This window comes from Streptacidiphilus sp. EB103A, from assembly GCF_041261405.1.
Classification (GTDB): domain Bacteria; phylum Actinomycetota; class Actinomycetes; order Streptomycetales; family Streptomycetaceae; genus Streptacidiphilus.
On sequence record NZ_JBGCAQ010000022.1, the window covers coordinates 53518 to 68569 of the forward strand.

12 protein-coding genes and 2 pseudogenes are annotated in these 15052 nt (G+C 68.9%); 4 read left to right on the forward strand and 10 right to left on the reverse strand.

The genetic code is table 11. The features are described 5' to 3' along the window. Positions 1-82 precede the first annotated feature (82 nt). The 8 genes and pseudogenes from ABH941_RS31795 to ABH941_RS31830 all read right to left on the reverse strand — a co-directional run bounded on the left by ABH941_RS31795 (position 83) and on the right by ABH941_RS31830 (position 9066). A complete protein-coding gene (locus tag ABH941_RS31795) occupies positions 83-1414 on the reverse strand; it encodes a sensor histidine kinase (protein ID WP_370133034.1) in 1332 nt (443 codons plus the stop codon). Between the two features lie 126 nt (positions 1415-1540). Beyond that, on the reverse strand, positions 1541-2299 hold the full coding sequence (locus ABH941_RS31800; RefSeq protein WP_370133035.1) for a response regulator transcription factor: 759 nt from the start codon (positions 2297-2299) through the stop codon (positions 1541-1543). Positions 2300-2895: 596 nt separating this feature from the next. After that, complete coding sequence (locus ABH941_RS31805) at positions 2896-3498, reverse strand: hypothetical protein (RefSeq protein ID WP_370133036.1); 603 nt, start codon at positions 3496-3498, stop codon at positions 2896-2898. Between the two features lie 146 nt (positions 3499-3644). Next, positions 3645-4193 carry a hypothetical protein gene (locus ABH941_RS31810; RefSeq protein WP_370133037.1) on the reverse strand — a complete coding sequence of 183 codons (549 nt, stop codon included), beginning with the start codon at positions 4191-4193 and terminating at the stop codon, positions 3645-3647. Between the two features lie 116 nt (positions 4194-4309). Continuing rightward, on the reverse strand, positions 4310-4486 hold the full coding sequence (locus tag ABH941_RS31815; RefSeq protein ID WP_370133038.1) for a hypothetical protein: 177 nt from the start codon (positions 4484-4486) through the stop codon (positions 4310-4312). A gap of 83 nt (positions 4487-4569) precedes the next feature. Further along, complete coding sequence (locus tag ABH941_RS31820; RefSeq protein ID WP_370133039.1) at positions 4570-7254, reverse strand: RICIN domain-containing protein; 2685 nt, start codon at positions 7252-7254, stop codon at positions 4570-4572. A 613-nt stretch (positions 7255-7867) separates the two neighbouring features. Beyond that, positions 7868-8335, reverse strand: a pseudogene (locus ABH941_RS31825) (beta-galactosidase trimerization domain-containing protein); the annotation flags it as partial. Between the two features lie 104 nt (positions 8336-8439). After that, entirely contained in the window at positions 8440-9066 is a 627-nt protein-coding gene (locus ABH941_RS31830; RefSeq protein ID WP_370133040.1) for a hypothetical protein, read from the reverse strand. A gap of 300 nt (positions 9067-9366) precedes the next feature. On the opposite strand from ABH941_RS31830, the gene ABH941_RS31835 reads away from it, so the two are divergent. The 3 genes from ABH941_RS31835 to ABH941_RS31845 all read left to right on the forward strand — a co-directional run bounded on the left by ABH941_RS31835 (position 9367) and on the right by ABH941_RS31845 (position 11056). Next, positions 9367-9933 (forward strand): hypothetical protein, encoded by a 567-nt coding sequence (locus ABH941_RS31835; RefSeq protein WP_370133041.1) that lies wholly within the window; start codon positions 9367-9369, stop codon positions 9931-9933. A 320-nt stretch (positions 9934-10253) separates the two neighbouring features. Next, a complete protein-coding gene (locus ABH941_RS31840) occupies positions 10254-10643 on the forward strand; it encodes a hypothetical protein (RefSeq protein ID WP_370133042.1) in 390 nt (129 codons plus the stop codon). Positions 10644-10681: 38 nt separating this feature from the next. Next, entirely contained in the window at positions 10682-11056 is a 375-nt protein-coding gene (locus ABH941_RS31845; RefSeq protein ID WP_370133043.1) for a hypothetical protein, read from the forward strand. 151 nt (positions 11057-11207) lie between these two features. On the opposite strand, the gene ABH941_RS31850 is transcribed toward ABH941_RS31845, so the two are convergent. Then, positions 11208-12059 carry an IS5 family transposase gene (locus ABH941_RS31850; RefSeq protein ID WP_370133044.1) on the reverse strand — a complete coding sequence of 284 codons (852 nt, stop codon included), beginning with the start codon at positions 12057-12059 and terminating at the stop codon, positions 11208-11210. A 16-nt stretch (positions 12060-12075) separates the two neighbouring features. Between ABH941_RS31850 and ABH941_RS31855 the strand changes: the two are divergent. Beyond that, positions 12076-13197: pseudogene (locus ABH941_RS31855) on the forward strand (BNR repeat-containing protein); the annotation flags it as partial. 348 nt (positions 13198-13545) lie between these two features. Here the strand turns inward: ABH941_RS31855 and ABH941_RS31860 are convergent. After that, complete coding sequence (locus ABH941_RS31860; protein ID WP_370133045.1) at positions 13546-15024, reverse strand: sensor histidine kinase; 1479 nt, start codon at positions 15022-15024, stop codon at positions 13546-13548. Positions 15025-15052 lie beyond the last annotated feature (28 nt).

Below are 15052 nucleotides of genomic sequence, written 5' to 3' on the forward strand. Positions count from 1 at the left end.
CCAGGCTTCAGGGACTCCATGAAGATCAGTGCAGCTCAACATCCGTCCCAATGTATAGCCGCGAAGCGCACCCAAGTCGACGTCAGCTCATCAAAGCGCCACGGTCGCCTGATGGATCCGGGGCCGATTGCCCAACCGGGAGGCGCACCTGGAACCAGGTTCCTTGGTCGGTGGGGACGATGCGGACCGTGCCGTCGTGGGCGGTGACCACGGCGGCCACGATGCTCAACCCCAGGCCACTGCCCGTGGCTCCGGACCCGGAATCTGCCGCCTGGCCGCCCATCGGGCGGGCACGGAAGAACCGCTCGAAGACCCGCTCCCGCAGTTGCTCGGGGATCCCAGGGCCCTGGTCCACGACGTCGACGAGGCAGGTGTCACCGTCCCGGCGCACGTGCACCCGGGCCGCGACGCCTGGCGGTGTGTGGGCGGCGATGTTGGCCAGCAGGTTGGTGACGACCTGCCGAAGCCGGTAGGGATCGCCCTCCACTACATGCCCCCCGGGATCGACCTCGCAGCGCAGCTCCCGGTCGGGGGCGCGTACCCGGGCGTCGGCCACTGCTTCGGAGCACAGCTGGGCGAGGTCCACCCGCCGCCGCTCCAGCGGCCGGTGCTGGTCCAGGCGGGCCAGTAGTAGCAGTTCATCGACGAGGGAGGTCATCCGTCGGGTCTCGTGCTGCACACGGACCAGGGCCCCGTCCAGCTTGCGCGGGTCCTCGATGGCACCGAAGCGCATCAGTTGGGTGTACGCGGCAATGGATGTGAGGGGGGTGCGCAGCTCATGGCCGGCTACATTGACGAAGTCGCGCAGCTGCTCCTCCGCCTGCTTCCTGCGGGTGAGCTCCTCCTCGATACGCTGCAGCATGGTGTTGAACGCCTCGGCCAGGCGGGCCGCCTCCAGCGGCGACCGCGCCACCTCCACACGGTGGGAGAGGTGCCCCTCCGTGATCCGCCGGGCCGTGCGGGTCATCGCGCCCATCGGCTCCAGCGTCCGGCGGGAGAACCACACCGTCCCGACGACCACGATGACGATCATCGGCACGTCGGTGACAGCATCGCTCGTCACCAGGCTCTGCACGGCCGCCGCCGTATCGGCCGTGGACTGGGCGGTCACCAGGTAGCGGCCTGCGGGAAGCGGGGTCACCAGGGTCCGCATGGCCGACGGGCCGACAGTGACCGGTCGCCCGGCTACCGCGTCGGCCCGCAGTTGGGCGAGGGAAAGCACGAGACGAGCCTCTCTGACCGTCGCCCCCGCCCCCCGCTGGATCACCCGCCCCTCCGCGTCGACCACCTGGACCAGGCCGTTGGGCGGCATCGAGCGGTCGTCGAACCGGCGACCGGCCGAGACACCGGACAGCAGGTACGTGCGAGCGACGTCAAGTTGCTGGTCGGTACGGGCATTCAGGCGGTGAGTCATCGTAACGAGGGACAGGACGTCCGAGGCTGTGACGCCCACCGTGGTGATGGCTAGGAAACCCAGGAGCAGCCGCCAGTACATCGACCCGCGCGGCCAGACGCGCGGTCGCCTTGCCAACCGCACGCGTCACCCCCGTCCGGGATGCCCGGCCGGTGACCCGGCCACCAAGTACCCGGCGCCGCGCACGGTGCGGATCAACGACTGCTCGGTGTCCCCCAACTTGCGGCGCAGGTAGTAGACATAGGTGTCCACCACGCGGGACTCGCCCTGGAAGTCGTAGCCCCACACCTCCTGCAGGATCTCCGCCTTCGAGATGACCCGGCCGGTGTTCTCCAGCAGATAGCGCAGCAGCGCGAACTCCGTGGTCGCCAGCTCCACCGGCTGCCCGTGCCTGCACACCTCGTGGGTCTCCGGATTCAGCTCCACCCAACCGGCCCGCAGGCGCCTGTCTGCCGAAAGCCGCGGTTCGCGACCACGCCGCAGCAGTGCCTGGATCCTGGCGGCCACTTCGTTCAGGTCGAACGGTTTGGTCACATAGTCGTCCCCGCCCAAGGTCAGACCCTGGATCTTGTCCTCCACCGCGTCCCGGGCGGTCAGAAAGAGCACCGGCACCCCCGCCCCCGCCTCGCGCAGGCGCCGGCACACCTCGAAGCCGTCCAGGTCGGGCAGTGCCACATCGAGCAGGATCACATCGGGGGTACGCGCCGCAACCGACGCCAGGGCCTCCCGACCGCTCTCGGCGGTGACGGCGTCCAGACCCAGGAACCTCAGCGCCATGGTCAGCGGCGCGGCGATGTCCGCCTCGTCCTCCACCACCAGCACGCGCGGCCTGCGGGCCGGGTCCCGCGGATCTGCTCGAACGAACCCCTGCGCCGATTGGGTCATGTGCGCCTCCAGCGGGCATACGGACATTTCACCCAGTAGAAGCAGCGATCATGGCATCCAGGTGAACTACCCGCATACAAGAGGAGTCACTTCCGTCTCAGCACGATCAGCATCCGAGCCCGCACGCGCAGGAAACGGGCCGACCGGCAGTTGCCCACCGGCCGACCCGCGCCACCGGACCCCTGGGCCTCTAGGGTGCGACCAGGTCCAGAACCCACGGCGCACGACCGTACCCCCGTTGAACGCCTGGCATCGATGAACAGGCTCGCCAGCGGCCTACCGGTACCCGTCGATGGCGTTGTGGCTGGACTTCGGCAAGGGTTACGCGCGGGTCCTGCGGAATCTGCTGCGCGGGCTGCGGTGGGCGCGGGACGGCTGGGACGGTTACGTCGTACCGACCGGCGGGGCGATCTCCCGGGCCCGGTTGGGCGGCGCGCCGCTGCAGTGGCTGCTCGAGGCCACTGCGAAGCCGACGGTTCCCGTCGGTCACGAAGAGGTGTTCTGGCGGGAGCTGCGCAAGGTCGTCGTGGACGCGACGGTCTGTCCGGTCGTGGCGCGTATAGCGTCCGCTCGGGCCGGAGCATCTCGTCTTCGATCTAGGAGGCGGGAGGAGGCTGGGCGGGGTCGGCGATAGGAGACCAGAAGGGGATCCAGCGGGGTCGGGCGGCAGACCAGGACGGACGGGCTACCGCGAACTCGCGGTGCAGCCAGCCGGCGAGGTCGTTGCCGTAGTAGACGACGTCGCTCTGATGGACGGAGAAGACGGGGTTCCCGTCGGCGTCGGCGTACCCGGGGGCCGGGTCGAGGGCGATGGCCCGGTGGGCGTACAGCGGCAGGAGCCGGGGCAGGGTGTCCAGGCGTTCCCGGGCGGCGCGGAGGCGGGTGGCGGGATCGGCGGGCGGCGTACCCCATGCCTCGAACCAGGCGCCGTTGTATTCGATGTCGAACAGCAGGCCTCGGCGCACCTCGGCGGTCCAGTTTGTGAGGATGCCGCCGGGGTCGATGTGCCAATTAGGCCATTGGGGTGCCCCGACCGGCACGGCCAGACTGAGCAGGATGCGCAGCTCGCCGGGCAGGACTGCGCCGGCCGCGTCTTCAAGCGCGGCGAGTTGCGCGGCGTTGAGGCCCGGGGCCAGGTTCGCGGGCAACCGCGGCAGAACCTGGCGCAGGTACGCGTCCCAGTCGGCGGGGGTGGTCATGCTTGCCTGCTCACTTTCGCGGGTGTCTCGTGGAGCGGGCCGGGGGCCGGGCGTATCGCGCCTGGCCCCCGGCCCGTGGTCGAGGTCATACGCGCCTGGGAACGCGGGGAATGACGCGCCGGACCGGTGTAACTGGGGGACCCAGTCTAATTCCACGTGCCGATATACCAGAAATTGCTGTAATGGTCGGGCGAGTAGAACACGTCGCCGGTGACGGAGTTCCGTACGATACGTGCGGCGCCGCGGGCAGCGTGGTAGCTGGCGTGCCCGTAGACATCGTATTCGTAGTAAGGGCCGTTGTAGAGGTTGGGGTCCCCCGCGCCGTAATAGTTCTGCTCAAAGTTGCGGAGCTGGTGGTCGTAGTCATTGTACCGCCCGCCGTGATATATCCACGTATGGCCCGTGTACTCCCAAGCGCGGGCCGTGGGCCAGTGACCGTGCGGCGCCTGGTTCCAGAAATTGGCGGCTGCGACGGCGCTGTTCTCACCGGCGGGGCAGGTGCCGTTGGAGCCGCATGCGTGGTTGTACACCGTCGCGCTGGCGGTAGCAGTCAGCGGACCGAGGGCCGCGAACCCGAGCACCGCTACCGCGGCCATCACCACGGCGGCCAGCCGCATCCGCAGCCGGTGGCGCAGGCGCGGTCGAGAATCTGGAGTCTGCCCAGATGACATGGAGGCTTTTTCCTCTCGTTGCATTCCGAAGTCCTCCCGGAAGGATCACCTTGCCGGAAACAGCGCTTAACGGACGATGTGATTTGTCCGAACAAGCACAGGTCAGGATCTTGGCATTGTTATGCAATGATTTAAAGCCTTCAGGGCCGATTCTGACAAACATCTGACAGAGCCGCGCAGCAGCTTCCTCCCAGGCAGGCCGGGTAGGCCAGGTAGATCAGCTTGGCCTCCAGGTAGTTGGCCGCGCGTGCGGCGACGGGCAATTCCCCTTCGGTGCGGCCGGTGCGTCGGGCGGCAGCGCGGATGTCGTGGCTCATCCCGCAGGAGTGCGCCCAGACCGCCCTCAGACAACGCGGCGTGGCGGGACGGCTCATGGCCGCCCCGCCGCCTGCGGGTTGGGTCAGGACGGGTCGGCGTAGAGCACGCCGCGTCCGTTGGTGCCGAGGTAGACCCGGCCGTAGACGTCGGGGTCACCGGTGATGAAGCCGCCGAGGCCGCCGAACTGGTGCTGGTCGTCGTTGATCCGGGTCCAGGTCGCGCCGGCGTCGGTCGAGCGGAAGACCCCGGTGACGCCGCTCACCGTTCCGGTGAGGTAGAGGGCCTGGTAGCTCGCGCCCGGGGCCGCCTTGCCGAAGCCGATTCCGATGGCCGACTGCACGGCGTCGGCGGCGGCCTTGGCGAAGCTCGCGCCGCCGTTGGTGGAGTGCAGCAGTCCGCTGCCGACGGCGATCCACAGGTCCCCGGCTATGCCCGGCACGGCCTTGAGCTGTCCGCTGCCGAGCCCGGTGGCGCGGGCGGTGAAGCTCCTGCCGCTGTCGGTGCTGGCGTAGAGGGTGCCGCCGCTGAGGGAGTAGAACACTCCGGCGGTCGAGCGGTCCGCCGTCACCAGCGCGTCGGCCGGCAGGCCGGCCACGGCACTCCAGGACGCGCCCTTGTCAGTGGAGCGGTACGGACTCTGGCCTGACGGGGTCCATACGACGGTGGTGCCGTCCGCGGACACGGCGACCGTGCCGCCTCCGGCGCCGGTGACCGGAATGCCGGTGAAGGGGGCCCAGGTGCTGCCACCGTCGGAGGAGTACGCGCCGTGCTGCGCGTTGCCGTAGCCGACGCGGACGATGAAGGCGGGCGAGGACTGGGCGAAGTCGATGCCGGTGGTGTTGTTGAACAGCGGTCCGGACAGAGCGCTGCCGGGTTCCTTCGTCACGTCGACGTGGCGGAACCCGCTGACGTCGCCGAGCGCGCTGATGACCGAGGCGCCGCCGGGCGGGGCGATCAGGCCGAGCACTGCGGTCTCCTCCAGCCCGTGGGCGCCCACTGTCCAGTGGGTGCTGCCGCCGCTGTCGGAGGCGGTCACGTCAGCGCTGGTCCAGATGCCCGAGCCGGTGCCGTACAGGACGTGGCCGGAGTCGAAGGGGTCGATCGCCAGGGCGCCCATCCAGTGGCCGATCCCGGTTCCCTCGTACGGAGCGGCCGAGTCGTCGCGCACCGAGGTGGCGCCCAGCGCTTTCCAGGAGGAGCCGCCGTCGGTGCTGCGGTAGATCTCGTCCGACGGCCACCAGCGATCGAGGGTGGTGACCATGACGGTGGACGGATGCTGCGCGTCCACCGCGAGTCCCGCGAAGCCGTAGTTTCCGCTCGAAGGTGCGATGTCCTTCCAACCTCCGCTGTTCGGCGTGTACTTCCACACCGATCCGGCCGTCACTCCGTTCGGTCCCACCGCGTTGGTGTACGTCAGATACAGGGAGCCGTCGCCGGAGAGCACGCCGTGCTGCGGCAGTTGGCCGGTGGGCTGGCCCGGCACGGCCTGCCAGCTACTTCCCCCGTCGGTGCTGCGGTACAGCGAGGTTCCGCTGTCCGCGACCCCGACGTAGATGGTCCCGCTGTGGGTCGCGTCGAAGGTGACAAAGGACAGGCCGACCCCGCTGCTCGCGCCGCCGGTGACCGGGAAGGTGCTGACCTGGCCCCACGTCACGCCGTAGTCCGTGCTGCGCCACAGGCCGTTCTTGCGCGTGCCGAGGTAGAGCGTGCCGTGGTTGTTCGGGTCGATCGCCAGGCGCTCGCCCATCGAGCGGCCGTCCTCGTTCGAGCCCAACTTGAAGGGCAGGTCGGTGCGCTGGAAGGTCTTGCCCGCGTCGGTGGAGCGCAGGATCGCGGCGTTGCCCGCCCAGCTGCTGGTGTACGTCCCGGCTGCCAGGTAGAGGCGGTCGGGGTCGACGGGGTCGGTGGCCAGGCTCTCGATGCCCAGCAGGTTCGCGTCCTTGCTGCTCACCCAGTCGGTGAGCGGTATCCAGGTCTTGCCCGCCGCGTCCCAGCGGTAGGCGCCGCCCATATCGGTACGCGCGTACAGCAGATCCTTACGGCTCGGGTTGAAGACCAACCCGTCCACGAACCCGCCACCGTTGATCTCGGCATTGTGCCAGGCGTACGAGCCTGGAGAGGCGCTGGCCGAAGCCGAGGGACTCGTGGACGCCGTCCCGGTGCCCGGCACCTCCACCAGCTTCCACTCCTGGTTGCTGCCCTTGTGGTCGGTGTACTGGATGACCGGCGCACCATCAGCGGTGGAGTGGCCCTCGACGTCCAGAACCTTTCCGCTCACCCGCGAGGTGAACGCGACCACGCCGGAGCTCACATCGGTCATCTTCCACTGCTGGTTGGCGGCTCCCGTCTCGGCCCGCTGCAGCACGGAGGCGCCGTTCGCGGTCGAGCCGCCGGCAACGTCCAGCGCCTTGCCGCTGTTGCGGTTCAGCAATTCGTAGTAGCCGCTGCCGGTGGACTTCAGCTGCCACTGCTGGTTGACGGTCCCCTGGTCGGTCCACTGCTCGACCTTGGCGCCGTCCGCCGTCGAGAAGCCGTCCACGTCCAGCGCCTTGCCGCTGTTCACGGACACCAGGCGGTAGTAGGCAGTGCTGTCCACCGTCGCGGCCTCGGAGTTGGGCTGGGCCAGCAGCAGATACGGTGCCAGCACGGCCGGCACGCCCAGCGCCAGTCCGGTCGCCGTCCAGCGCCTGCGGTGCCGGGCACGGCCCCGCCCGCGTGCGCCGCTCTTCCGGTGGCCCCGGGAACCGCGTGTCCCGCTGTCGTTCATCGTTCAGTTCTCCTTGCTTGCGTCGGCAACCGGCGGCACGACGCCTGGCCGACACCTGAGGCGATGCCAGTGGACGCCCTGGCGGCGTGATGCGGGAAGGTGAGCAGGCCGCGCATGGCCACCCGCTCCGCCTCTTAGTGGCTTCTGCGCGCCGAAAGGTTGCCCCGCGGATCTTTTTCCACCGTTGCGACCTGCTGCTGGCCTGGCACCGCGCCGGCGTACCGGGAGACCGCACGCCGCGGCCGCACTCAAGAAGTTCGTACTGTGCATGGCGAAGGAGAACCCGCGGTGGGCGCATCGCAGGATGCAGGGCGAGCTGGCCCGGCTGGGTCATCGGATCGCGTCCTTCTGATGACCTCCGTTGGCTGCAACCCCGGTAACCTCGCTGGTAGAGGTGGATCAGGATAGGGGTCCAGCACGTTCGGAAGAGCACCGGTCGCAAGCAGGCGGTCCGGTATCCCGGCCTGCCCCGCTCGGTGGCAGTGCGCCGACGGCGCCTTTGTGAGGACTCGATAGGCGCCCTGTCGTGGCTTGTCTAGGGCGCTGTTGCAACGGCTGGTTGAACCTGGGGAGTACGCGGCTCCGAAGAGGACTCTGTCGGGTTGACGTATTCTCAACTCAGGCTCGGGCGGAGCACTGCGGCGCCATAGCGACCCAGCGTCAGCTTCTCCGCGTCCGTGGTCCCGGTGAGCAGATCGAGATGCGGTTCCTCGAGTGGGACGGCCGTCTCCTCGACCCGTGGTTGAGTAGGAAGAGCAGGTCGCCGCGACGCACCGCCTCGACCTCGACGGGCAGGCCGACGGCGACCGGGAGTGGGGACGTACCAGGCGCGGCCGTTGCGGGTGACGGCCGGGCCGCCGTCCAGTTCGCCGCCTTGGTAGGTGGCCAGGACCTCGGCGGTGGACGTCTCGAGTTCCTCTGACCAGAGGCTGCCGTCGAAGGAGAGCAGCGGACTGCCAGGCGCGGCCGCGCATCGGACGGTGCCGGCCTAGTTCAACGGCCACCACTCGTGGACGGTGGCGATCCCGAGCAGTTCGCGGAGTCGGCCGTTGACCCCGCCCTCCCGTACCCGGTCGTCCTCCCTGGGCCGTGACCGTGCCGCGCGCGGACCGACACCTCGATCCAGCCGGGCGGCGGCTGCACCCGCATGTGTGTTGCCCCCGTTACCTAATGGTCGGTCAGGCGCTAGCCGTCCAGGTAGACGATCGGGATTCCGCCGCGCCATTCGGCCAGCGCGATCTCGCTGAGCGTTCCCCAGGAGCCCCCCACCGAGATCACCGCGTCCGCGCTCGCCACGATGACCGCGTTGCGCGCCTCGCCCATCCCGGTCAGCACCACGGCCGACAGGTCCGGCGAGGCGGTGGCGCGGCCCCGGTCCGGGCGGACGCCGATCACCAGTCCGCCGCGCGACCGCGCGCTTCGCGCGACGGCGGCCATCACTCCCCGCCGCCCCTGAACTCCACGGTGAACTCCGGGGAACAAAGCAGCGTCACTCCGGTCCCAGAGTGATCGCCACCGCTGCAGTGGTCGGCGATTGCAGTGCCGCGCGAGTTCCGTCAGAGATTTGTCAGAATGTCCCAGAAGGCGTTGATTCCGCATGCGAGTCGATGGCAGGATCCTGAGCTGTTCCTGTTCGGCTCTCCGCCGCCGAGCGCTTTCCCCGGATCCGAGAAGTACCGGAAAGACGTCGTGCATTTCACGAATTCTGGGCGCCGCACGGCGCTTTCGGCATTTCTCCAAGTTCCCACCGAACCAGTCGGTTGCCCGCGCTGTGCTATTCCTATTTTCCCGTACGACTCCGCGGCAGTTCATGCAGAATTCATCGAGCGATACCTGGAGACTCTTGCCGGCTTGCCGCCCAAGCCCCGATAGTTCCCTGTGTCGGCCACGAAGATCCCCGACTGGGAAGAAATTCCGTCGAAACCATTCGTGGCACCCGGCGGACCCTGTGTCGGCCGACTCAGCACATCCAAAACCCCCGTCCCGGCACCGGAGAGTGAATCCGTGTTGCACCCGTTCAGACGTCGAAAGAACGCAGACACCGCGACTGAAGCATCCCGTCGCACCCGCCGATTGAGGGGCTCTGTCCTCACGGCGGCATTCGCCGGCGCCATGGCGGCGGCTACTTTCGCCGCCACCCCGGCCACGGCCCAGACCCTGGGATGCCTCGACCGCCTTTACTACAACGTCCACGACAGCCTCATCAAGGGGAGCTACACCTACTCCGTCAACAAGTCGCAGGCCACCAGCACCTACCAGGACTGGATCTGGCGCGGACCCACGTACAAGTGCCCGACGAGCGTCCCGTCCTGCACCTACGCCTGGGGATCGGCCAAGTCCACCGGCTACTCCATCAGCATCGGCCTCAGCGTCACGCCCGGTTCGGAGGAAGGCCTGCCCAGCCTCACGCCGGAATACCAGTACACGTCGGAGATCACCACGTCCTTCACCTGGTCGATCACCATGCTCCCCGGGCAATACGCGCAGCCGATCCAGGTCGTTGACCGGCGCTGGCGCGACGGCTACTTCGAGGGGGCCTGGGTCAACCACTACCAGAACTGCATCCTGCCGAGCCTGGACGTCGGCACCGTCGCCGACTGGCGTCCCTCCTACGCGTGGGGCAGCTGGCACCAGTACGTCGCGGTGAACAACTACGCCACGTACTACGTCCACTCCTGACTCAGCACCAAGATCGGCGGCCCGTCCCCTCCTCGAACGGGGCGGGCCGCCATCCCGTACCGCGGAGAAGAGACATGTCCCTGCGTATACGCCCGGCCGTCGCCGCTGCAGCGGCAACCCTCACCCTCGCAACCGGCGGCGCCGTCGCGTTCGCGTCTGGCGGCACCCCGGCTGCCAGGGGGGTGCCGTCCGCCACGTCCACCGGCTCTCCGGTAGCCTTGCCACCCGCACCGTCGCCGTCGCTGAAGCAGGATGTCGCCCCGACCTCGGCACTCTGTCAGGTTCTGACGCCCACTGCGGCCCGCACCATCGCGGCGGACATGACCAACCAAGCCGTCACCGCACCGGTCAAGGGCCAGGCGCCCAACATCTGCCTCTACGGCAACGCCAGGCATAACCTCCTACTCAGCCTGATGCCGACCTCCCGCCCCTACGCCACCGAGGCCGCCGTGGCCCGGCAGGCGTCCACCAATCCGTCCACGGCCCAGATGACCAGCGTGACGGTCCGTCCCGTGGGCGCGCTCGGCGACGCGGCGTTCAGCGAGCGGGATCTGACCCAGGACGGCACACAGGCGGTCGTCTTCGTGGTCTGGCACACCGGAGCCAAATCCTGGGTGCTGACGCTCAGTTCCACCGCCCAGGGCCCGGACCGCACCGCACAGACCGTTGCCCTCGCCCAGCGCCTGGCCACCGAACTGCCCACCACCTGAGTCGCGGTCCCTCCGCGGCCCGCGAACGAGGAGTCCCCGTGTCCCGTCCCTCCCGCTGGATCCGACGTTGTGCGTCGGTTGCCGCTCCGGCCCTGGCCCTTCTCACCGCAGCCGCCGGCCCGGCTGCCGCCGCGAACACCTCCGGGCACTACAACCTGAAGGTCCTCCCGTTGGCAGGCACGCACTGCGTCACGGTCCAGGACTTCAGCCACCCGGCCACCCGTCACTTCACGACGAGTGGTGCGGCGATCTGGCTCAACACCCACATCGCGGTCTACAACTACGACATCCTCGACGTCGTCGGCTACCAGAGTTCGTCCTGCACGGGCGCGATCACCAGTGCGCGCGTCTCCTACGAAGTCCTGCCGACGACGACCGTCAACCTCTGGCTCCACCTCCCCGCAGGAGGGTGACCGGTCGTCAACCCAACTGCCGCAGGCCAAGAAACCCGTCTGTTGAAGGAGCCCCGTTCCGTGACCCCCAAGCCGCACCGCAGGGACCTGCTCTGCGCCGCCGTCGGCGCCGCGACCGTCTCCCCGTTGGTTAAGAGGGTCCGCCAGTAGATCACCGGATTCGTGGGCTGCGAGGGCGGGTGTCCCAGCGGTAGAGCGTCCAGGCACGTCGGATCAGGCAGCGGACGGTGATGATGGTGCTGGCCAGAGCGATGAAGAATTCGACGGGAGCCCTCCGTCGCTCGGTGCAGCGGGGGAGCTTGCCGAAGTTGTTCATCCAGGAGTTTGTCCGTTCTACGACCCAGCGTCCGCCGGTCTGGATCGGGGTCTTCGTGCCGCGTTCTGCGATCTGACCGGTGATCCCCCTGGCCGTCAGGTCCTGGTGGACCATGCTGTAGTCGTAGCCGGCGTCCAGGCTCAGGCTCGGATTCTGCGGCAGCGGTCCGAGGGCTGCTGCGAGTTCGGCGAAGCGGTCGAGTGTGGCGGGCAGCAGTGTGTGGTCACGAGTGTTGGCCGGGGCCGGATCGGTAACCAGCGGTATCCCGTGGCCGTCCGTCAACTGGGAGCGTTTCAGGCCGAGTTTGGCCCGATCGACTGGGCTTTTGCCGGCGCACTCGCCACCGGAGGGCGCCTTGGTGATGCAGCCGTCGGCGGACAGCTGGTCGAGTTCGAGGCCGATCATCTGGTCGTAGGCCGCCAGCACGGTCAGCCTCAGGGTCTCCATCACTCCGGCCGCGATCCATTCGTCCCGGCGTCGACGCAGGGTCGTGGCGGAACAGGAGCTGTCGGCCGCCCGCTCGTATCCACAGCCGAAGACCAGGACCTGCACCAATCGATCGAAGACCACAGCGTCGCTGATGCGCGGGTTGTGGCAGCCCCACGGATGCGAGTCCTCACGCGCGGGGAGCAGCGCGAGGAACTGGTCGCGGATCGGGTCGAGAATGCATGATGGGACGGCAGGCACGGATCCCCCGGTGATCATGAAGCGTAGAGAACTCCATGGTCAGGTGAACCGTGCCTGCACCGCACCTGCACCCTGCTCGGGGCCTACTGGCGGACGCTCTAAGCTGCTCGGCGGCAGCACCCTCGACACCACTGCGCTGTTCTTCGTCTCCTACAACGGCCTGGTGAACAACAACTCGTTCCAGAAGAACGGGCTGCTGACGCTCGGCGGTTAACAGTACGCCGTCTGGTGTGCCGCAGACCGCAGCGCCACCGTCGCACGCAGGCCGGTGAGCGGCACGCAGTGGCAGACCGTCAAACTGCCGCATCAGCTCACCAAGGACGACTCGCACAACGTCATCTCGATGGGCGTCTCACCCGCCGACGGCCGACTGCACGTGGCCATGGACGCCCACAGCAGCGGCTACTTCTACGTCAAGTCGGTCGCCGGGCTGATGAGCAGCCCCGGGTCGCACGCCTGGACGGCCACGCAGTTGGGCGCGGTGCAGACCAGCCTCGACGGCGTGCCGCTCACCTCAACCTTCACATACTCCCAGTTCATCGTCAGCCCCGCCGGGCGGCTGCAGCTGAGCTACCGCACCGGAGTCTCCGGGAACGGGCAGGCCAAGCTTGCCGAGTACAACGGCACTTCCTGGACCGACCTGGGCATCTGGAGCAGCAACACCGGCACCTACACAGACACCCACGGCTCCAGCTTCGCCCGCAGCCTCTACGTCCACGGCCTGGACTTCGGCACCGACGGCAGGCTGCACGTCTTCGGCACCTGGCGCGAGAACGCCGGAGCCGTCATGTGCACCGCCGACGGCCTCACCAATCACGACACCGTCTACATGTCCAGCAGCGATGCCGGGCGCACCTGGCACAACGCCGCAGGCGCCGAGGTGGGCGTCACCGGCGGCTCCACGCTGGTCTCCACCGCGACGCCCGGCCTCGTCGTGGACCCCCTCATCGCCGACCACGCGCTGATGAACCAGGAGAGCCAGGCAATCGACTCCGCCAACCGCCCGCACGCCCTGATCTCCTACGTCCCCGGCCGCTTCACCCAGTGCGTCTCCGATTACGTCACCGCCCGCACCGCCTACGCCCGCCCCTTCCACATCCACCAGGACTCCGCCGGCACCTGGCACAAGACCGAGATAGCCTCCCAATTCAGCGTGCCTGCCTGCGCTGGTGACGGAGTATGAAATCAGCGGCGCCCCGCTGGATCCCGGCAGGGGCGCCGTTTCGCGTCGGATCTGCTTGCTACGGCCGACACCTTCAGAATGGGCATCTTCGCCATCGATCCGACCACCGCTTCTGGGCCGGGATTCGCATTACCCGGCCTGGCGAGTCAGGGACCGTCAAATACGGTGGTTCCGGATCCGGAATGGCTTGGGCGGAGATTCCGGGCTGGTGTCGGTAAATTCTTCGTCCCCCTTTCAATGCGTGCACATTTCCCGCACGGATTATCGGTGATTTCGAGGCAGAGACAGGACGCTACGGCAAGGTCAGGACACGGGGCAGGGCGTAGCCGGGGTCTGCGGGCCTTCCGCGTGCGGGAGTAGGAGGACGAAGCGGGCGCCGGTGGTGGTCGGGCCGGTGGGCGGGGTGAGGGTCAGGGTGCCCTGTCTGCGGTGGGCGAGGTCGCGGGCGATGGCCAGTCCGAGGCCGGCGCCACCGTAGTCGCGGGCGCGGGCGTCGTCCAGGCGTGTGAAGCGGTCGAAGACCCGCTCGATATCGGCGGCCGGGATGCCGGGTCCGTCGTCGCGGACTTCGGCCACAACGTCGGCGCCCTCGGTACGGATGGTGAGTTCGATGCGGTGTGCGGCGTGCCGGACGGCATTGTCCAGCAGGTTGCGCAGTATCCGTTCGAGTTCGCCGCGCTCCGCGCGCACCGGGGCGGGGGGTGGGGCGTCGCAGTCGATGGTCAGGGCGCCGGCGGCACACTGCCGCAGGGCGGGCGGCGCCGTCCGGTATTCGTGGGCGAGTTCGCCGGCGAGTGCGGCGAGATCGGTGACGGTGGTGGTGTGCGGTGGTGGTCCGGCGTCGATGCGGGCGAGGAGGAGCAGATCCTCGGTGAGGGCCTGCAGGCGGTGGGTCTGCCGGGCGGCGGTGGCGACAGTGGCCTTCCAGTCGGTGCGGTCGGGGTAGACGAGGGCGACCTCCAGGCTGGTGAGGAGGGTGGCGAGGGGGCTGCGCAGTTCGTGGGCGGCGTCCGCGACGAAGCGGCGCTGCAGTGCCGCGGCGTCGTCCAGGCGCTGCAGGGTGGCGTTGATGGTGGTGGCCAGGGCGGCGATCTCGTCGCCGGTGTCCGGGACCTCGACGCGCTCGCGCGGGTCGGTGGCGGTGACCGAGGCGGTACGGACACGGATCGCCTCGACCGGGTGCAGCGCGCGGCGGGTCGCGGCGTAGGCCACGGCGGCGACCAGCAGGACGCCGACGAGCCCGGCGGGCAGCAGGAACCGGTCTGCCGCCGCGACTGTGGCCTGCGCGTCGAACGGGATCATGATCACGTAGATGCGCATGTTCGCGCCGGGCGGGAGATCGACCGCCGCCACCCCTTTGCCGCTGATGCTCGAGGCGGGCAGGTCGGAAGTCAGGGCAGGGAAGGTGCCTCCGGCGAGCCGGTCGCCTCCGCTGCCCGGCGGCCGTCCGAACCGTACGGTGCGTACGCCCCGCGCCTGCCAGAGCGTGCCAGGCGCGGGCAGGGCGCGGCTGCGGTTGCCGTTTTCGAACGGCTCCAGGTCCTGGCTCGATCCGAAGGTGGCGTTGCTGCCCGAGGCGGTGATCTCGTACGGCAGAGGGCCGTATTCGCTGGGCAGGGAGCCTGCGCTGAGGACACCCTGGAGGGTGTTCATCTCGTCCTGGGCCTGGGCGCGGATGGCGTTGATCCGCTGGTGGTAGAGCTCGTACCGGGCCCACCAGCCCAGGCCCGCGAGGATCACCGCGGTGGCCAGGGCAGCGGCCAGGGCCGAGCGGGCTCGCACCGAGCGCGGCCACCACCTGGGCCGCCGA